We start from the raw sequence: 18,024 nt of genomic DNA on the forward strand, positions 1-18,024 counted from the left end.
ATCGCGCATATGAAAAATATGCAAGCGAGGACAAAGCTGCAGGCACCCTGATATTCTACCGAGCGCTCATGTATGCCCAGACCGCAGCAACGGCCGATGATCTCAAGCTCGCGCTGGCTGACCTCCAAGAAGCAAATACCCGTTTCAGTACGGTTTACGAGCCTGATAATCCTATTTTCCAGACAATCAACCAGCTCAATGATGAGTGGAAACAGGCACTCGAGCAGCCGGCTCCTGAAGCTGGCACAGCGCCCGAAGCTGCCCCCGCGGATCAGTCTCAGCAGCCCGCGCAGACTCCAGAAGTAGCGCCAGGCGCACAAGATGAACCAGCTGGCGCATCAAGTTCCGATGCGACCTCAGGAGCAACAGAGTAAGCAGATCGCGAGAAGATGAGGAAGACCGTGCATTCAGCGTTTTGTATCCATAATGCCACCGTCATTGCGGGCTATGCGCGCATGGACCGCAGTGCAGTGCTTGTAGAAGACAATGCGATCGCTGACATATTCTCCGAACGCCGCTTTGCGCAGAAAACATTTCCACCCGAAGTCGAGCTGATCGATGCGCAAGGCGCTTACCTCACCCCCGGCTTCATCGATACGCATATTCACGGGATAGGTGGATATGGCACCGAAGATTTGTCTGCCGATTCCATTCTCGAAATGAGCAGGATTCTTCCAGCATGGGGAGTAACCTCGTTTACGCCGACCATCTATCCCATGCCTGAAGAAGACATGATCATGGCCATCCGGGCGGTTGTTTCCGCGATGGGGCGTGAGCCAGGAGCCGAGATTGTCGGTGTGCATCTTGAAGGTCCCTTTATCTCGCCTGCCCAGTTAGGTGTGCAGCGAGTCGAGTTTGTGCGCCCGGTCGACCTTGGCCTTATGCAAAGGCTGTGGGATGCCTCTGAAGGCAATATCGTCAGCATGACGGTTGCGCCCGAACTGAAAGGTATGCGAGAGCTTGCACTTTTTTGCATCAGGCTTGGCATTGTGCTGCAGGCAGGGCACACCGACGCGAGCTACGAAAATATGATCGAAGGCATGCAGGCTGGCATCCGGCATTCAACACACATGTTCAATGCGATGAGCCGCCTCCACCACCGAAATCCGAATGCAGTCGGCGCAGTGCTGATTCAGCCTGACTTAAGCTGCGAGATAATCGCCGATGGCCTGCATGTGCATCCCGACCTCATTCGCCTTCTTTTCAGAGACAAGCCGGAAGGCAATATTGTGCTCGTCACCGATTCGCTCAAGCCTACCAAACAGGCTTCTGACACGCCGATGTTTGCCAATGATGAAGAAGTCTACCTCGCGAACAACCTTTTTTATCGGGCCAGCGACGGTGTGATTGCGGGCTCCTCGCTGACGATGGTCGAAGGCGTCCGGAATCTTATCTCCTTTGGCGTACCGCTCGAGAGCGCGGTAAAAATGGCGAGCGCCAACCCTGCGAGGATTTTCGGCCTGCACGCGCGCGGCATGATCAGCCCCGGCTACCGGGCGGACATTGTGCTTGCGGACAGCGAATTCGATGTTCAAATGACAATTATTGGTGGCGAAATTAAATATAGCTGCGCAGCGGGCGGAACAACGGGCGGTGCTGCTGCTGGCGCATGAAAGTGTATCAATGAGGTATCCGGCATGAGGGTCATTATTCAGAACAGTTATGAATTAGTGGCGCGATGGGCGGCGTATCACGTCATGCAGCGCATAAACGAGCACCCGGCGAATGCGCCCTTTGTGCTGGGCCTGCCTACCGGCTCGACTCCTCTCGGGATGTATCATGAATTGATTCGCCTCTGCAGCGAAGGCAAGGTGAGCTTTCAGAATGTCATCACATTCAATATGGATGAATATGTCGGTTTGCCTGCGGCTGATCCGCGCAGCTATCACCATTTCATGTGGGAAAACTTCTTTTCGCACATCGATATAAGAAAAGAAAATGTGCATATTCTCGATGGCATGGCTCCGGATCTTGATGAAGAATGTAGGCGCTATGAAGAAGCCATCCAGCACGCGGGGGGGATCGACCTCTTTGTCGGCGGGGTGGGAGCAGATGGACATATCGCGTTCAATGAGCCTGGCTCCTCGCTGTCTTCTCGCACGCGCATCAAGACGCTGACCCGCGATACAAAGCTGGCCAACGCCCGATTTTTTGACGGTAATCCGGATCGCGTGCCAAGTTATGCGCTGACCGTCGGTGTCGGTACCATTATGGACGCGCGCGAAGTGATGATTCTGGTTTCGGGCATCGAAAAAGCGCGAGCTCTGCACAATGCAGTCGAAATGGGCGTGAACCACATGTGGACCTTAAGCTGTCTGCAGCTGCATCCGAAGGCGATTCTTGTGTGCGATGATGATGCGACAAGCGAGATGCGCGTGGGTACCGTTCGCTATTTCAAGGAAATCGAGGGGCCGCACCTCGTCAATTGGGCCTAGGTGCGGGCCGAAGCAGAGGACATTGGGCCTATCGGCTGCATCATTACTTCGCGGGCTGCCCATTCCAGAAAGCGCCGGGAGTTGCTTTCTTGTCTTTTGTGAATTCCACTTTTTCTTGCGCTAATAAAGCTCTCTGAAGCTCGGCGCCACTGCCCGGCGAAAGCGCGATAGAGCCATCTTTACGTACGATTCGCCACCACGGAAGATTTTGTTTTTCTGACATCGAGGCGAGGATTCGAACTACATCGCGAGCACCGCCAGCTCCGCGCGGATGGCCGGCGACGAGCGCAATCTGTCCATACGAGGCGACCTTGCCGTATGGAACGGCACGAATTGCATCGAGAATGCGCAACGTGAGCGCGGTCGCCATGGAATGAGTATAGCACAGTCCAAAGGCTCCGTGCGCACTCAGACACTAAAAAATCAATGCCTGCCGCTGTATCTGAAATTGGGCCGCTCAGTGCGCCCCCTGACCCAAACCAGCATTTTTCGGTATAGTGTGCGCATGCCAACAACAGATGACAAGAAAATCATTTACTCGATGTACCGCCTTTCAAGGCGATACGGAACCAAACAGGTACTCAAGGATATAAGCCTCTCGTATTTCTATGGCGCCAAGATTGGCGTCATAGGCTTGAACGGCTCTGGCAAATCGACGCTCTTGCGCATCATGGCAGGCCTTGACACCGAATATTCGGGCGAAGTGGCTTGCGCTCCTGGCTATACCATCGGCTATCTGCCGCAGGAACCCCATCTCGAGCCGGGCAAAACCGTGCGCGACATCGTCGCCGAAGGTGTACAGGAAATTATGGATCTCCATGCCGAATTCGAACGTGTCAACGAAGCTTTCGGCGACCCCGATGCCGACTTTGACGCGCTTGCCGTCAAGCAAGCCGAAATTCAGGAAAAAATCGATGCGCTCGATGCATGGGATATCGACGCCAAACTCGAATTTTCCATGGATGTACTTCGCTGTCCGCCGCCCGATCAGGTTGTCGACACACTTTCCGGCGGTGAGCGGCGCCGCGTGGCGCTCTGCAGGCTCCTCCTTAAAAAGCCCGATATTCTTCTTCTCGATGAGCCGACCAACCACCTCGATGCGGAAACAGTCGCCTGGCTTGAACAATTTTTGCGTTCATACCCGGGCACCGTGATAGCGGTGACGCACGACCGCTATTTCCTCGAAAATGTCGCAGGCTGGATCCTCGAACTCGATCGCGGCGAAGGAATTCCCTGGAAAGGCAATTATTCCTCATGGCTCGAACAGAAACGGCAACGCCTCGAAGAGGAAGAAAAAGGCTCAAGCATGCGCGCTCGCACCCTGGACCGCGAGCTGGAATGGATCGCGATGAGCCCGAAAGGCCGCCATGCAAAGAGCAAAGCGCGCATCGAACGGTACGAACGCCTTCTCAATCAGGACACAAAAGAAAAAATCCGCGATGTGCGGCTTGTCATTCCGCCAGGGCCTCGCCTTGGCGACATCGTCATCGAAGCGAAGGGCCTTGCCAAAGCCTTTGGCGATACTGTTCTTTTTGAAGGGCTCGATTTTACCGTGTCGCCCGGCGCGATCGTCGGGATCATCGGCCCGAACGGCGCCGGCAAGACCACGCTCCTCAATATGATTGTCGGGAAAGAGAAACCCGACGCCGGCACCTTGCGCCTCGGCGAGACTGTAAGGCTCGCCTATGCCGACCAGATGCGCGCCCGCTTGGACCCCGAAAAGACCGTCTGGGAAACCCTGTCGGAGGGCCTGGACATTATCAAGCTGGGTGGTCGCATCGAAGTTCCGAGCCGCGCGTATTGCGCATGGTTCAACTTTTCCGGCGCAGACCAACAGAAAAAGGTCGGCATTCTCTCCGGCGGCGAGCGGAATCGGCTCAATCTTGCGCTCATGATCAAAGAAGGGGCGAATGTCATTCTCCTCGACGAGCCGACAAACGACCTCGATGTGAATACCCTGCGCGCGCTGGAAGAAGCGCTGGACGATTTTGCGGGAGCAGCGATGGTGGTCAGCCACGACCGATGGTTCCTCGACCGCGTGTGCACGCACATCCTCGCGTTCGAAGGGGATTCTCAGGCAATTTGGTTCGATGGAAACTGGTCGGAGTTTGCGGAGTGGCGGAGGGCTCAATTGGGCATCGAAGCGGACAGGCCGCACCGCCTTGTGTACCGCAAACTCGAGCGCTGAGGTCAAGCTGATTGGGAGCCTGTTGGCGGCGCTCGATTAAATATAATCAGGATATATAAATATGAGACGTGATATAAAGGGCATCTTGGCGATGGTGGGGACCGCGGTTTTCTGGAGCCTTGGCGGTTTGTTCATCAAATTGATCGATTGGCACCCTGTGACGATTGCGGGCGCGCGAAGTCTGATTGCAGCGCTCTTTATCCTCGCGGTTGTGCGCAAGCCAAAACTGAACTTCAGCCGCAATCAGGTGCTTGCGGCGGTGGCATACTCCTTTACCATGCTGCTCTTCGTCTATGCGAACAAACATACGACGAGCGCGAATGCGATTCTCCTGCAGTACGGTGCGCCAGTGTATGTCATGCTCCTATCGGGAATTATACTCGGAGAGCGACCTTTGCCCGAGCAGATTGGAGCGTTGGTTGCAATTGTTGTTGGCATGGGACTTTTCTTTGCAGATTCGCTGAGCCTAGGGCATCTGGTGGGCGATATTGCGGCGGTGCTGGCAGGCATCACGTTTGCAATCCACATTCTTTTCATGCGGCGGCAAAAGGAAGGCTCGCCGCTGGAGTCGCTTCTTTTGGGGCATGGAATGACGGCGGTGATAGCCTTGGCAATTTCGGTGTTCCTGCCCGCGCCGGTGATGTCCGGGAAAGCGATTGCGGCCATTTTCGGGCTTGGCATTGTACAGATAGGCTTTGCGGCGCTTCTGTTCAGCTATGCCATTAAAAGAATCAGCGCCATTCAGAGCTCGCTCATCGCAATTGTCGAGCCTGCGCTCAATCCGGTCTGGGTCTTTCTCGCGATCGGTGAAAAGCCTACGGGACGCGCAATTCTGGGCGGAACCATTATACTAGCAGCTGTCGTGATGTCGTCGGTTGTCAGCATATCGAAAGCGTCGCGCAACGGGCGCGCAGCAAACGCGGAGGGAAGCGCATGAAACAGAGTTTTCTTTCTGTCACCATTCTGCTGATTCTGATTACGGATCCGCTCGGCAATATTCCGCTGTTCATTTCGTCGCTCAAGCATGTGCCGGGTGCGCGCAGGCCCTTCGTGATTCTCAGGGAGTGCGCAATCGCGTTTCTGGTGCTGGTCGGGTTTTTATTCTTCGGGCATGTGTTTCTCGGTGCGCTGGGTCTGTCGGATCAGATTTTGCGCATTTCAGGAGGGGTGATCCTGTTCTTGATAGCGCTGAACATGATTTTCCCGGGAACGGGCGGCAGGCTAGTCGAGGACGAAGTAGAGGGAGAACCATTCATTGTGCCTGTGGCGATTCCGCTCATAGCCGGCCCATCGGCGATCACCTATGTGATGCTGCTCATGAAATCCGATCCTTCGCGGAGCCTGGAATGGGTTGGGGCGATTTTCGCGGCGATTCTGGTGACGATGGTCGCATTCTTCTTGTCGGGGAAGCTGAAGGAGTGGCTCGGGCCACGGGCTCTATCGGCGATCGAGCGGCTCATGGGGCTTGTGTTGACTGCGATTGCCATGGAGATGCTGCTGGGCGGGCTCGCGCAATATCTTGGAAATTTGCCCCGATAGGCTCAAAATTTGAAATAGACCGTTGTGCCGTTGCCCAGCTCGCTCTCGATTTCGATTCTGCCGCCGTGCCGCTCAATGATCTTTTTTGTGACAGCGAGCCCGACGCTGAAACCTGGCTTGTAGCGATCGTCTTTGCGCTCGGAAAAGGGCGTGAATATCTTTTTGATTTCGTCGGGCATCATGCCGATGCCGTTATCCTTTACAAAAATGCCCGATTGGCCGATTTTGCCTATCTCAATCGCGGTAACAGTATTGTCGGAGCAATATTTGAACGCATTGTCAATGACATTGCGAAGGGCAATATTCATGAGTTTGCGGTCGCATTGCATCTTCAGTCCTGGCATAATGGTGATCTGATAGCGCCTGCCGGGGTTGCGGCGGATAATGTCTGAAGTAATTTCCTGCGCTGCAAGGCTGAAATCGAATTCCGAGAGGGACAGCGGAACCGTGTCGAGCGACAGGAATGTGATAAGGTCGCTGGTCAGGCTCGCCATGCTCGCAGATGCTCTTCGGATGCGCATCAGATAGTCCATGGCCTCAGCTGAACTTCGTTCCGATATTTCCTGGTAAAGCAGCTCGCTGAAGGATTCTATGCTTCGGACTGGCGCAGCAAGGTTATGCGAAATCGTAGCAGCGATCGCTCGCAATTCTTCATCTGCATCGATAATTCGCTGCGTTTGTTCTTGCACTTTTTGAGAGAGCTCCTGATTCAGCTGCTGCACTACATCAAGCGCGGACTCGAGTTCGGTGATATCCCGCATGACGTACCCCAAGAGCGGCTCCTGCCCACGCAATTCGATCTTGATCGGGAAAATCAGAAGGCGAGCATGATTCCCATTTTTATCGACAATGTCGATTTTCCGGGCTTGCTCCGGTTTGGGACCTTCCGGGGTCGCCTGCTGCGGATCCGGCAAATCCTTCGGCCATTCTGTGCCGAAGCGTGCTTGATAGGCCTGATTCGAGAATTGAACTGCAAGATTCTTGCCGGTTATGACAACCAGCGAATCGATGCGTTCGAGAATGGCATTGAGGAGCGCTTCATTACGCTCGGTTCGCTGTAAAAGATCAAGGCGTGCACGATAGGTCGAAATTGCCCTCGACGAGAGCAGCACATACGCACCCGCGACGAGAGCCACGAAGGCAATTATCCCGAACAGGATGAGAATGACGAGCGTCAGAAACCATCCCGAGAATGCCTCGCTGATGTCAATTTTCGAGAGGACAGTCCAGTCGAGTTCCGGGATGCGGCTTGCTACTGCCAGCACTCGCTTGCCGCGGTAGTCCTTTCCCGAAAGAAAGCCGGTTTCGCCGCGGCCAGCTCGAGCCTCGACGGTATCTGGATCGCTTGCGGAAATCTGCAGCGAAAACGCGGAAATCCTGACAAGCTTCAGGGGGTTGAGCACTTGAATCATGCCGTCTGTTCTTTTCAGCAGAAGTGTCTCGCCAGTATGCTCGTTACCTGGCCACTGGGCCAGCATCGGGTAGAGAAAGTCATCCGAGAAAACGGTATGGACGACATAGGCAGCTGGCTTTTGAGTCTTTTTATCGATGAGCGGTATTACGATATGAAGGCCTGGTTTGCTATACGGCGGGACAAGGTGAAGGGATGTCATAAAAGGCTCGCTGTTGTTTCGAGCTGCGAGCTCTTTCTGGATCATATCGCAGTCGGGCTGAGCAAAGCCTGTAAGCGAGACGAGGATTTTCCGATCGGGGGTCATTACGGCGCTGTCTGCATAATTGAATGAACGAAGAATCGGCGTCAGATAATTCTCTATTCGTTTTAATTTTGGGCTGCCTGGATCGACAATTGCATCGGCAACAGCATCGAAAATGACGGATGAAGCTGATATCTCAGCTGCTTCAACCATATGGTTATTGTACCATGATGCAATTTGCTCAGCTTTGAAGCGGCTTGCAAGTTCGGTGTATAATTTTTTGTCGCGAAGAATACTCTGCCAACTGAAGTAGCCAACAGCTCCTAACACGATGACAAGTACAAAGAAAATGCCCGCGAACATTGCGCGCTCATGAGGACGCAGTTTTCTTATATGAGAAAATGGGCTGCCGCCAGAAATATTTTCATCGCTCATTCAGAAATGCACTCCTTGCGTCCTTGTGCACAACTAATAGCAGCAGAATGGGTAAAGCATAGTATCACGAAGGGCAGAATTTCTCCAAGAGAAACATGTCGCGTACAGTGATATAAAATGTAAGAAAATAAAAAAGGGAAAGAAGCTGGCCCACGTGCTTGCCAACGCTTCTTTTCCCCTAAACTATTCAAATGGCCCAGGCTGCCCAAGCCAATCAAGGCGCCTAAGGCGCGTCATGCGTTCGCGCCCTCAAGGCACGGCGCTAAAAGTTAGAAAACTGCGCCAGAATCATGTCCGCAAACGCCTGCGCGGTAAATCCGAGATGCTCCGCGACCTTGTCGCCTGGCCCTGATTCTCCGAATCGCTCGATCGACAGAATGCGCTCGGGCGGTGCTAAGTGCTCCCAACCTTGTGCCACACCCGCTTCCGCGACAAACACGAGCGAGCCTGGCGCGAGCACGGCCTCGCGCACAGGGGCGGGCGCGGCATAGAAAGCTTGTCTGTCCGGAACCGATACTACACGAATTGCGAGCTCGGGGCGCTGCTTTCGCACAATATCCGTGGCGGCGGTTGCCAGCGAAACCTCTGATCCCGAAGCAACGAGCGTTACTTCAGGCGGGCGCGCAGGGTTCTGCACGACATAGGCGCCGAGCGCCATGGTATACGGCCAGTCGGGATCCGCTTTTTCGAGTACAGGAAGATTTTGCCGTGTCAGCACGAGCGCGGTTGGGCCGTCGGTTCTTTCCATTGCGATGCGCCATGCAACCGCGGTCTCTTCCGCGTCAGCCGGGCGAATCACTTTCAGATTGGGGATTGCGCGCAGAGAAGCGAGGGTTTCGACCGGCTGGTGGGTCGGCCCGTCTTCGCCGATATAAATGGAATCGTGGGTGAGAATATAGATGACTGGCAGGCGCATAAGCGCGGAGAGGCGCAGACTGGGCCGCAGATAGTCAGCAAACACAAGGAAGGTCGCCACGAAGGGCCGCAGGCCGCCATGCACCGCAATGCCATTCGCGATCGCGGCCATCGCGTGTTCGCGCACGCCGAAGTGGATGTAGCGGCCCGCGGGATTCTCTTTTCCAAACACGAGTGGCGTGCCATCAGGATTCGGGGGAAGCTGTGAGACATTCGGGCTTGTCAGGTCTGCCGAGCCACCGACGAGGTTCGGCCACGCGGAAGCGACTGCGGCAAGGCATTTGCCCGACGCGTTGCGGGTGGCAACTTTCTCGCCCAGCTTGAAGGCGGGCAGGTCGAGTTCATGAGCAGGCTTGCCTTCAAGCCAGCGCTCAAGCTCCGCGGCCAGGTCCGGATTTGCGTTTCGCCATGCTTCAAAACGCGCTTGCCAGTTTTGATATTCGCCTTCGAGCGCCATGCGATGGGCCTTGAAATAGGCATATGCTTCAGGAGCAACCCAGAACGGCTGATCGAGTGGAATGCCGAGCGCTTCTTTGGCCTTGCGCGCTTCCTCCTCTCCGAGAGGAGAGCCGTGCACGCCGCTTGTTCCCTGCTTGGAGGGGGCACCCTTGCCGATCACGCTGTCGAGAATGATGAGGGTGGGGCGGCTTGTATCCGCTTTTGCCTGCGCGGTGAGCGAGGCGAGCTCCTCGAAGTTGTACATCGAGCCTTTCAGCACCTGCCAGCCATATGCTTCAAAACGCTTGCCCACATCTTCGGTAAAGGCAATATTTGTTGAGCCATCGATACTTATATGGTTCGAATCGTAATAGACAATGAGCTTGCCAAGCCCCAGGTGCCCCGCGAGGGAACAGGCTTCGCTTGCAACGCCTTCCATGAGGCAGCCATCGCCAGCAACAACATAGGTATAGTGATCGATAATTTCCTGTCCAGGCTTGTTGAAATGCGCAGCCATCATGCGCTCGGCAATTGCCATGCCGACTGCGGTGGAAATCCCCTGTCCAAGTGGGCCGGTCGTTGTTTCCACTCCGGGGGTGACGCCATACTCGGGGTGCCCTGGGCATTTTGAACCCACTTGCCGGAAGGCCTTGATGTCGTCGAGCGACAGATCGTAACCCGCCATGTGCAACAGCGAGTACAGGAACATCGAGCCGTGCCCTGCCGAGAGCACGAAGCGGTCGCGGTTCAGCCACTTCGGGTCGCCGGGGTTGTAGCGCAATTCGACGCCATACAGGTAGGCGCCGAGCTCCGCGGCACCCATCGGCATGCCGGGGTGGCCGGAATTCGCTTTCTGGATGGCATCGATGGTCAGACTTCTCACGGAGAGGGCTATCGATTGCAATGCTGGAATATTCATACAGGCGCTCCTTGAATATAGTTTCAATATATATGCAGACTGCTCTAATAATATGCGAAATGCGCACCTGTGGCAATGTTGGAGGCGCAATTATGGCGGCAGCACGCCTGCGGCAATGTCAGCGGCACACGCGCAACTAATCCTCGGTTTCGGGCTCCTCTTCAGTATCCACTGCCCGGCGAGCCACATCGACAGTTTTTCTCGCGGCGTCGATCACTTTGCGAGCGGTCTCTTCATTCACATGGGCAATACTCGTGATATACCCAGGCTCCGCCTGCGCGACTGCTTCAAGCGAGCCCACTTCCCGGAGAATGGATTTGGCGCGCACATCGCCAATGCCTGGCACTTCCTGCAGAACCCGGAATGTAGCATCCGAAATGCGGAGCTTTCGCGAAAGCCCAGTCGCGAACCGGTGCGTTTCATCCCGCACCGCAACCAGCACGCGCAAAGCGGGAGAGTCTTTGGCCAGTACAACCGGCTTGCTTCTGCCAGGGAGCCAGACTTCCTCGTTGCGCTTCGCGAGGCCGGCCAAATCGATATCAAGCCCGAGGTCGTCGAGAATTTCTTTTGCAGCTGATACTTGCCCTGTACCTCCATCGACAAGCACAAGGTCGGGCAATTCAGCTTCTTCATTGATGAGTCGTGTGTAGCGCCTGGCGACTGCCTCGCGCATGGCGGCAAAATCGTCGATCTGCCCCTCGACCGAGCGAATCTTGAAGTAGCGATAGTTCTTTTTGTCGGGAATGCCATTGCGGAAGCTCACTAGCGAGGCGACCGTGTGCTTGCCCCCAAGCTGGGCGATATCGAATCCCTCAATGCGCAGAGGCATCGAGCCAAGGCCGAGCGCTTCCTTGAGTTCTGCGAGAGCTGCGAAATCCCCATGCATGCGTCGGCGCTTCGCGAGTTCCTCTTTTGCGTTCTGCACCGCGAGATTCATCACCGCCCAGTGCCGCTCGCTGTCGGGAACCCGCACATCGATGTGCGAGTCGAAGCGCTCCGAAAGATAGCGGGCGATTGCATCGGTACTGTCGGCGCGGCGTACGAAAATCGTTGCAGGAGGCGTTCGCCCTTCTTCGTAATACCGCGCGAGAAAGGCGTCGAGCGTTTCGAGTTCATCCGACACAAGATGCTCGATAAAACTGTCCCTGTTTCTGAGCTTTCCTTCGCGCATCTGGAACACGACATAGCTCACCTGCTCGCCTTCGGCTTCCCATGCGACATAGTCGCGGGCGCCTAGGTTGTTGAAATCGACAGCATTCGAATGCCCGATAAACGACTGAATTGCCTTGATCGCTTCGCGAAGGCGCGCAGCTTCCTCGAAACGCAGCTCGCCGGCGGCGCGGCGCATCCCGCGCTCAAGGTCCTTCACGAGCGACTCTGTATCCCCTGAAAGAAGCTTGCGAACCTCGTCCACGCGCTCGAGATAGTCTTCCCTGCTGATCTTGCCTGCGCAGGGCCCAGGGCAACGGCCGATATGGTAGTACATGCAAGGGGTTGCCCGCTTTTTCATTTTTACGCAACGGCGGAGCGGAAACATTCGTTTGATGAGGTCGAGGTAGGTGTCGATTGTTTCGGCGCTCGGAAAGGGGCCGAAGTATTCGCTTCCGTCGTTGATGATGCGCCGGGTACGGAAAACGCGCGGGAATTCTTCGCTGGTGATGCGGATCGAAGGGTAGGTTTTGCCGTCTTTGAGGTTGATGTTGTAGCGCGGGCTGTGCTCTTTGATGAAATTGTTCTCGATGAGCAGCGCTTCGTACTCGTGCGCGGCGAGCACCCACTCGATCTGGTGGATTCGCGATACAAGGTGGCGGGTTTTTATGTCCTTCTTGCCGCTGAAATAGGAGGTAAGCCGATTGCGCAGGTTTTTTGCCTTGCCGACATAGATAATATCACCTGCCTCGTCGCGCATGAGGTACACGCCCGGGTTCTGGGGAGCCTGCTTTACGAGAGTTTTGAGGCGGGCTCGGCGCTCTGTGTCGGTTTCGGGATGGGGGATCTCGGGGGCATTCGGGTCGCGGCCGACTGGCGCTGCCGGATTCACGGGTCTGGTGATGACTTCCTTTGATTCACCCACGGCGGATACCGCCGGCACACCCTCGCGCGTTTTCATGGACATAGTATATAATAAAAATACGGCACTTCGATGAAAAAGACAAAGGAGCAGAACGAGCTGCAGCCCGATGACAGTACGCAAGTCAGCTCCGATGCATATATCCGCTCGCTCGAAGACAAAATGAACCATGCGCTCGAACGCCTCGGCGGCATCGGCGCTGCGGCCTCAGCCTTCCATTTTTGCCCTTCATGCGGCAGCCCGAAACTCTACAGTGTGCGCAGCAGAATGTGGAAGTGCCCGACCTGCGGCTTCGAGTACTTCCATAATGTCGCCACGGCCGCGGGCATCATCATCGAATCCAGAGGTGCCATTCTCATGCTCAGGCGGCACAAAGATCCCATGAAAGGGAAATTTGCACTCCCGGGAGGCTTTGTCGAGCCAGGCGAGCGCGCGGAGGATGCAGCACTCCGCGAATGCTACGAGGAGATCGGTTGGTCGCCCGCTCATATCAATTTTCTGGCTACCTTCCCGAATGTGTACCAATATCAAGGCGTTCCGTACGCGACCTGCGATGTGTACTTTTTTTCGCGGGGCAATATCGTGGATTTCGATGATTTCGAGCTTGACCCCGAGGAAACCGAAAGCCTTCAGTTCGTGAACGTCACGGCGATACCGTGGGCCGATATCGCGTTTGAATCCGCGGTCCGCGCCTTGCGCTACTTCCTCCTGCATGAAAGCATCGGCATTCCCCCTCAGATGCCCGATTTTGAATAAAAACGGGGTCAGACCCCCATTCTTTAAATTATCTTCTCCCAGTTCCCTGATTTCTCTGATCTGAACAGTGTGTCGAGTGCGCGCATGTTCGCGATGGCGTCCTCGGGCGGCGTCGGAACAGGCTTGCCTTCGATGATGCTCTTCGAGAATGCATCGAACATGAGGCGGTACTGGCCTGCTGGCCCCAGCCTGACTGTGCGCGGCCCGATTCCGGTCACAATCCGCATTTCCGCCGGCACATCGCCGTACATATTGAACGGAATAAAAATTGAGATAGAGCCCGATGTACCCACAATATCGACCTGCTGAACAGGGAAGGCTTGCGTCGACACCGTGAAGAGCGCCCGCGCATCGCCAAAATCGAGCATCCCGGAGGACAGTGCGTCAGTCCCGAACTCAGGATCGCGGCTTACAAGCGAAATGGCGCGCACTGGCTCCTTCCCCATGATGAACCTGCTCGAGGAGCACGCATAGCAGCCGATATCCATGATCGCGCCGCCGCCCGCCTCGAGAATGTTGCGGATGTTGCGTGGATCCTTATTGTTGAACGTGAACTGGACATGGACGAACAGGACCTTACCGATTTCGCCAGATTGCACAACCTCTTTTGCATGCGCCCACTGCGGATGGAAACGGTACATGAAGGCTTCCATTACCTTTACGCCCTTCGATTCGGCGTAGCGGATCGCGTCCGCAGCCTGAGCCGCGTTCATGGCGAACGGCTTTTCGCACAGGACATGCTTGCCGGCGTCCGCAGCTTTCTTCACCCATTCCGCATGCAAATGGTTCGGAAGCGGAAGGAACACCGCATCGATCTCGGGATCGGCAAGGAGAGCTTCGTAGGAGCCGAATGAGCGGCGAATCCCGAGCTCGCAGGCGGCGGTTTCAGCCTTTGCGGTATCGCGCGAAGCAATCGCAACGACCTTTGACAGCTCCGAACCAGCCAGCTGATGATGTACCCTCAATCTATAATGATTTGAAACCGAAAGAACGCCCCAGCGAACAGTATTCATGATTGCCTCCGCGGATATGATACCCCGTTTCAGTGTGGCCCGCCAAGGCGCCTCAGGTCCAATCAGTCGCCACAAACCCGCCAAGGCGCCTCAATAATGATCCCCTTCCGGCGGCACAAGACAGATGAACTTGAGCGGCACAGCGCCCGTGTTGACGAATTGATGCAGCTTTCCTCCCTCGATATGTGCAACCGAGCCTGCTTTCACCACATGCCCGACGCCATCGATGAACACAGTACCCTCGCCTTCGAGTACATAGTTCACATGCCACCACGGATGACGATGTGCAGGCGTATTCCCGCCCACCTCGAGCGCAAACACGCGCATGTAGCCTTGCCACCCATCGTTCGGGCCAACCAGAATCTGCTTCCGGACACCGGAGATTCCCTCACCCTTCACTTCAACAGATTCGATTTCGCTTTCGTGACGTACCATGGGAGTAACAATACTGAGCATGCGTGCATTCTGCAAGATGTCGCGCGCAAGAAAGCGCCAGCAAGCAATGCTTTCTCGGGTCGAATAGTTCAAAAGAGAGCGCTATTTTCAATTTGAGAGAAATGACCTATTCTGCTGTCCAATCTTATGCAGTTTTTGCCGAGCTCACCGCACCCCTGTCAGCTCTTCCCTGTGCCTCCAGAACAGCACGAGGCTTGCGATGGCGAACAGCGTATAGCTCGCAAAAAGCCAGCGGTAACCGAGTGCCTCGACTATTGTGCCGCCAAGGGCGCTCCCCAGAAATGAAGGAAGTCCTATGCCCAAACCCATATAGATCGCCATGCCGGTTGCACGCTCCGCGGGCGGCGTCTTGAGGTTCACAAACGCAATGGCAGCAGGCTGAAAAAGGCCGTAGCAGAGGGAGTGAAGCAGTTGCCCCGTAATGGCCCCCGCAGGCGTCGGAAAGATCGCATAAATGAGCAGGCGCACCACAATTGCTCCAGACGCAATCGCCACAGCCAGCATCGGACTTTTGCGCTGGATGAATTTCCAGGAAAGCATAATAAAGGGAATTTCCACCGTGGCCGAGAGTGCCCACATTGCGCCGACTGCGTGCCAGTGGAGCTCTTCTGTCAGATACATCGAAAAGAATGAACCAACAGAAGCCATCGCGAGCCTGCCAAGGGCAATCACTGCGAGTCCAAGCATGAATGTCGAATCGAGCCACTTGAATGAGAATGCGATTTTTTCATTTCTGGGCTGAGTATGGCCAACTTCCGGCAGCGCGAACAGGCCGGCAAGAAAAAGCAGAATTAAAATTCCTTGGGCAAAAGCGATTGTCCCTGCTGAGCTGGCATCAAAGCCGGGAATGCTCTGCACAATGATTGCGACGACCACGAATCCAATCGATCCGATACCCCTTAAAAGGCCATAGTTCGGCTGCTTTTTTCCCAATTCAGCAGATTTCTCGATCGCCCTCAGCAAGGAAGTATCGAGGAGAGGAATAGGCGTTTTCAGCCCGAGCGAAAGAAAGGTGAGGCTGATCAGCGTGACGAGAGGAATGCGGAAAGGCGCCAGCAGCGCAAGGCCGGCGATCGCCATAATTCCTGACGCAAAAAGAAATGGCTTGAGCCGCCCAAAGCGATCAGCCTTCTGAGCCAGAAAAATCGGCCCGGTTATTCCCACAAGCTCGAAAAACCCTAGAAAAATGCCGACCGCAGCAGGCGAATATCCAAGTCGGCGCACCATCAATTGCAGATATGGCGAAGAAATGCCGTAAATTGCGAGCAAAAGGAAATAATTGAGTCCGAAGCGGAACGAAAGGTTTTTATTATTTTCAATAGTGTCATTCATGACGGCTCAAGAATATGGCGCCGGCCAAATCGCGTCAATCATGAAAATTCAAAAAACGGGGTCAGACCCCATTTTTAAATTTCTCGCCGCTTCGACGCGTTCTCTTCCGAAGTCAATCAGAGGGAGGCGGCCGGCGCAAGGGCATGCAAGGGGCGGGCGCGAGCGTCAATAACACGCAATGTTGCTGTCCGTTCTGCCTTCGGTACCGCCGACGAGCGTGCCGTTGGGCAGGCGCAGGATGATCTGGCCGCGCCCGAATGGTGTGCTGTCCGGGCTCACCTCGATTTCGTGGCCACGACGGGTGAGCGCCTCGGCGATTTCGGCGGGGAAGGCGCGTTCCACCATGAATTTTTTGCCTAGTATCCACTGCCAGCGCGGCGCGTCCAGCGCCTGCTGGGGATTGAGATGAAAATCAACAAGGTTCGTGACAGTCTGAACATGCCCCTGCGGCTGCATGTAGCCACCCATGACGCCGAAGGGGCCGAAGGCGCGGCCGTCTTTCAGGATAAAGCCGGGGATGATCGTGTGGTAGGTCTTTTTTCTGGGTGCGAGGCAGTTGGGATGGGCAGGGTCGAGCGAAAAGTCAGCGCCGCGGTTTTGCAGGCTGATGCCGGTACCCCGCACGACGACGCCGGAGCCGAATCCCATGTAGTTGCTCTGGATATAGGAGACCATGTTGCCTTCACTGTCGGCGGTGCAGAGGTAGACGGTGCCGGATTTGGGCGGAGTTTTTGCGGTGTAAAGGCGGGCCGGGCCGCCGGGTTCGATTTCCCGGGCGCGCAAGGATCCATAACCAGGCTGGATGAGGTCTGCTGCGGCGACTCGCATCGCGGCGGGGTCGGTGACGTGGGCGAGACCGTCGGCGAAGGCGATTTTCATCGCTTCCCACTGGAGGTGGAAGGTTTCCGGCGATTCGCGCGTGGTAAATTCGAACTCTTTCAGGATATTGAGCGCCATAAGAGCGACGATGCCTTGGCCGTTCGGCGGGATTTCGCAGATGTCGTAGCCTCGATAGTTCACCGAAATGGGCTCGACCCACCCCGCCTCATACTCAGCAAAATCTTCCTTGCAGAAAAAGCCGCCGAATTCGCGGCTGTCCGCGACTATGCGGTCAGCGAGTTCCCCTCTGTAGAAGGCGTCGGCGCTGCTCTCCGCGATGGCCCTGAGCGTACGGGCATGGTTGGGCAGCCTGACGGTTTCGCCGGCAGCCGGCGCGCGCCCTTCGGGAGCAAACGTGCGATACCATTCCTCAAAAGCTGGCCCTACGCAGGTTTTCCGGTATTTTTCGAAGGCGCGCTGCCACATGCGCGCAAGGTTGGGCGAAGCAGGGTAGCCGTTTTCGGCATAGTCGATGGCGGGCGCCATGACTTCGGAGAGGGACAGAGCTCCGAACCGCGCCACAAGCGCCGCCCAGGCTTTGGGAGCTCCTGGCACCATGGTCGATACCCAGCCGTAGGTGGGCATTTTGCCGCTTTGGGCCGCGCCGGAAGCTTCAGTGCTGCGAGCTTCAGCGCCGCGCGCACCGCCTGTCATTTCGCTCCCACCAGTCGCGCTTCCGGGCGCCGCAAGCACCTTTTCGATCGAAATATCCCTTGGCGTCCAGCCGCTCGCGTTGAGCCCGTAAAGCCTGCGCTCCTTCTCAATCCAAACAAGCGCGAAGGCGTCGCTCCCGATCCCGTTCGCCGTCGGCTCGACAACCGTCAGCGTGGTCGCCGCGGCGACCGCGGCATCAATGGCGTTTCCCCCGCGCCGCAGCATCTCCAACCCCGCCGCAGATGCCTGCGGCGATGAAGCAGCCACCATGCCATGCTGGGCATAGATTGGATAGCGCGCGCTCGCATAGGGAAGATACGTAGGATCGAAGTTCATCAG

At 56.0% G+C, this 18,024-nt stretch carries 15 protein-coding genes; 7 read left to right on the top strand and 8 right to left on the bottom strand.

The annotated features are described in order from the left end of the window. The 3 genes from GAP13_RS05510 to nagB all read left to right on the top strand — a co-directional run. Positions 1 to 374 (top strand): hypothetical protein (locus GAP13_RS05510; protein WP_222126154.1); only part of this gene is annotated, 374 nt, incomplete at its 5' end. 27 nt (positions 375 to 401) lie between these two features. Beyond that, positions 402 to 1,613, top strand: coding sequence for an N-acetylglucosamine-6-phosphate deacetylase (gene nagA, locus GAP13_RS05515; RefSeq protein WP_158907019.1), 1,212 nt, complete (start codon positions 402 to 404; stop codon positions 1,611 to 1,613). A gap of 24 nt (positions 1,614 to 1,637) precedes the next feature. Then, positions 1,638 to 2,435: a glucosamine-6-phosphate deaminase gene (gene nagB / locus GAP13_RS05520; RefSeq protein ID WP_158907021.1), complete on the top strand. Its 798-nt coding sequence runs from the start codon at positions 1,638 to 1,640 to the stop codon at positions 2,433 to 2,435. Between the two features lie 43 nt (positions 2,436 to 2,478). On the opposite strand, the gene GAP13_RS05525 is transcribed toward nagB, so the two are convergent. Continuing rightward, positions 2,479 to 2,805 carry an MGMT family protein gene (locus tag GAP13_RS05525; protein ID WP_158907023.1) on the bottom strand — a complete coding sequence of 109 codons (327 nt, stop codon included), beginning with the start codon at positions 2,803 to 2,805 and terminating at the stop codon, positions 2,479 to 2,481. A 135-nt stretch (positions 2,806 to 2,940) separates the two neighbouring features. Here GAP13_RS05525 and ettA point away from each other — a divergent pair, with 135 nt between their 5' ends. The 3 genes from ettA (at position 2,941) to GAP13_RS05540 (ending at position 6,162) form a co-directional block, all read left to right on the top strand. Further along, positions 2,941 to 4,623, top strand: a complete 1,683-nt coding sequence (gene ettA / locus GAP13_RS05530) for an energy-dependent translational throttle protein EttA (protein WP_158907025.1) — start codon at positions 2,941 to 2,943, stop codon at positions 4,621 to 4,623. Between the two features lie 61 nt (positions 4,624 to 4,684). After that, a complete protein-coding gene (locus GAP13_RS05535; RefSeq protein WP_158907027.1) occupies positions 4,685 to 5,560 on the top strand; it encodes a DMT family transporter in 876 nt (291 codons plus the stop codon). Next, complete coding sequence (locus GAP13_RS05540; RefSeq protein ID WP_158907029.1) at positions 5,557 to 6,162, top strand: MarC family protein; 606 nt, start codon at positions 5,557 to 5,559, stop codon at positions 6,160 to 6,162. The genes GAP13_RS05535 and GAP13_RS05540 overlap by 4 nt, the downstream gene beginning before the upstream one ends. Before the next feature lie 2 nt (positions 6,163 to 6,164). Here the strand turns inward: GAP13_RS05540 and GAP13_RS05545 are convergent, their stop codons facing one another. The 3 genes from GAP13_RS05545 to uvrC all read right to left on the bottom strand — a co-directional run bounded on the left by GAP13_RS05545 (position 6,165) and on the right by uvrC (position 12,634). After that, on the bottom strand, positions 6,165 to 8,252 hold the full coding sequence (locus GAP13_RS05545; protein ID WP_158907031.1) for a sensor histidine kinase: 2,088 nt from the start codon (positions 8,250 to 8,252) through the stop codon (positions 6,165 to 6,167). A 262-nt stretch (positions 8,253 to 8,514) separates the two neighbouring features. Then, positions 8,515 to 10,524, bottom strand: a complete 2,010-nt coding sequence (tkt, locus tag GAP13_RS05550; RefSeq protein WP_158907033.1) for a transketolase — start codon at positions 10,522 to 10,524, stop codon at positions 8,515 to 8,517. Positions 10,525 to 10,660: 136 nt separating this feature from the next. Beyond that, complete coding sequence (uvrC, locus tag GAP13_RS05555) at positions 10,661 to 12,634, bottom strand: excinuclease ABC subunit UvrC (protein ID WP_158907035.1); 1,974 nt, start codon at positions 12,632 to 12,634, stop codon at positions 10,661 to 10,663. A 33-nt stretch (positions 12,635 to 12,667) separates the two neighbouring features. Between uvrC and GAP13_RS05560 the strand changes: the two genes are divergently transcribed. Next, positions 12,668 to 13,351: an NUDIX domain-containing protein gene (locus GAP13_RS05560; RefSeq protein WP_158907037.1), complete on the top strand. Its 684-nt coding sequence runs from the start codon at positions 12,668 to 12,670 to the stop codon at positions 13,349 to 13,351. Between the two features lie 23 nt (positions 13,352 to 13,374). Here the strand turns inward: GAP13_RS05560 and GAP13_RS05565 are convergent, their stop codons facing one another. The 4 genes from GAP13_RS05565 to GAP13_RS05580 form a co-directional block, all read right to left on the bottom strand. Further along, positions 13,375 to 14,364 carry a Gfo/Idh/MocA family protein gene (locus tag GAP13_RS05565; protein ID WP_158907039.1) on the bottom strand — a complete coding sequence of 330 codons (990 nt, stop codon included), beginning with the start codon at positions 14,362 to 14,364 and terminating at the stop codon, positions 13,375 to 13,377. Positions 14,365 to 14,454: 90 nt separating this feature from the next. Then, positions 14,455 to 14,799, bottom strand: coding sequence for a cupin domain-containing protein (locus GAP13_RS05570; protein WP_158907041.1), 345 nt, complete (start codon positions 14,797 to 14,799; stop codon positions 14,455 to 14,457). A 165-nt stretch (positions 14,800 to 14,964) separates the two neighbouring features. Further along, positions 14,965 to 16,152, bottom strand: coding sequence for an MFS transporter (locus GAP13_RS05575; protein WP_158907043.1), 1,188 nt, complete (start codon positions 16,150 to 16,152; stop codon positions 14,965 to 14,967). Positions 16,153 to 16,317: 165 nt separating this feature from the next. After that, on the bottom strand, positions 16,318 to 18,021 hold the full coding sequence (locus tag GAP13_RS05580; RefSeq protein ID WP_158907045.1) for a gamma-glutamyltransferase family protein: 1,704 nt from the start codon (positions 18,019 to 18,021) through the stop codon (positions 16,318 to 16,320). Positions 18,022 to 18,024: the final 3 nt, after the last annotated feature.

The sequence above is a fragment of the Rectinema subterraneum genome (assembly GCA_009768935.1).
GTDB classification, from domain to species: Bacteria; Spirochaetota; Spirochaetia; order Treponematales; family Rectinemataceae; genus Rectinema; species Rectinema subterraneum.

Bases quoted from the DNA above. Each gene is read 5' to 3' on its own strand.
- GAP13_RS05525 (WP_158907023.1), bottom strand. From the start codon at position 2,805: ATGGCGACCGCGCTCACGTTGCGCATTCTCGATGCAATTCGTGCCGTT.
- GAP13_RS05545 (WP_158907031.1), bottom strand. From the start codon at position 8,252: ATGAGCGATGAAAATATTTCTGGCGGCAGCCCATTTTCTCATATAAGA.
- GAP13_RS05535 (WP_158907027.1), top strand. From the start codon at position 4,685: ATGAGACGTGATATAAAGGGCATCTTGGCGATGGTGGGGACCGCGGTT.
- tkt (WP_158907033.1), bottom strand. From the start codon at position 10,524: ATGAATATTCCAGCATTGCAATCGATAGCCCTCTCCGTGAGAAGTCTG.
- GAP13_RS05575 (WP_158907043.1), bottom strand. From the start codon at position 16,152: ATGAATGACACTATTGAAAATAATAAAAACCTTTCGTTCCGCTTCGGA.
- uvrC (WP_158907035.1), bottom strand. From the start codon at position 12,634: ATGAAAACGCGCGAGGGTGTGCCGGCGGTATCCGCCGTGGGTGAATCA.
- GAP13_RS05565 (WP_158907039.1), bottom strand. From the start codon at position 14,364: ATGAATACTGTTCGCTGGGGCGTTCTTTCGGTTTCAAATCATTATAGA.
- GAP13_RS05580 (WP_158907045.1), bottom strand. From the start codon at position 18,021: ATGAACTTCGATCCTACGTATCTTCCCTATGCGAGCGCGCGCTATCCA.
- nagB (WP_158907021.1), top strand. From the start codon at position 1,638: ATGAGGGTCATTATTCAGAACAGTTATGAATTAGTGGCGCGATGGGCG.
- GAP13_RS05560 (WP_158907037.1), top strand. From the start codon at position 12,668: ATGAAAAAGACAAAGGAGCAGAACGAGCTGCAGCCCGATGACAGTACG.
- GAP13_RS05570 (WP_158907041.1), bottom strand. From the start codon at position 14,799: ATGGTACGTCACGAAAGCGAAATCGAATCTGTTGAAGTGAAGGGTGAG.
- ettA (WP_158907025.1), top strand. From the start codon at position 2,941: ATGCCAACAACAGATGACAAGAAAATCATTTACTCGATGTACCGCCTT.
- GAP13_RS05540 (WP_158907029.1), top strand. From the start codon at position 5,557: ATGAAACAGAGTTTTCTTTCTGTCACCATTCTGCTGATTCTGATTACG.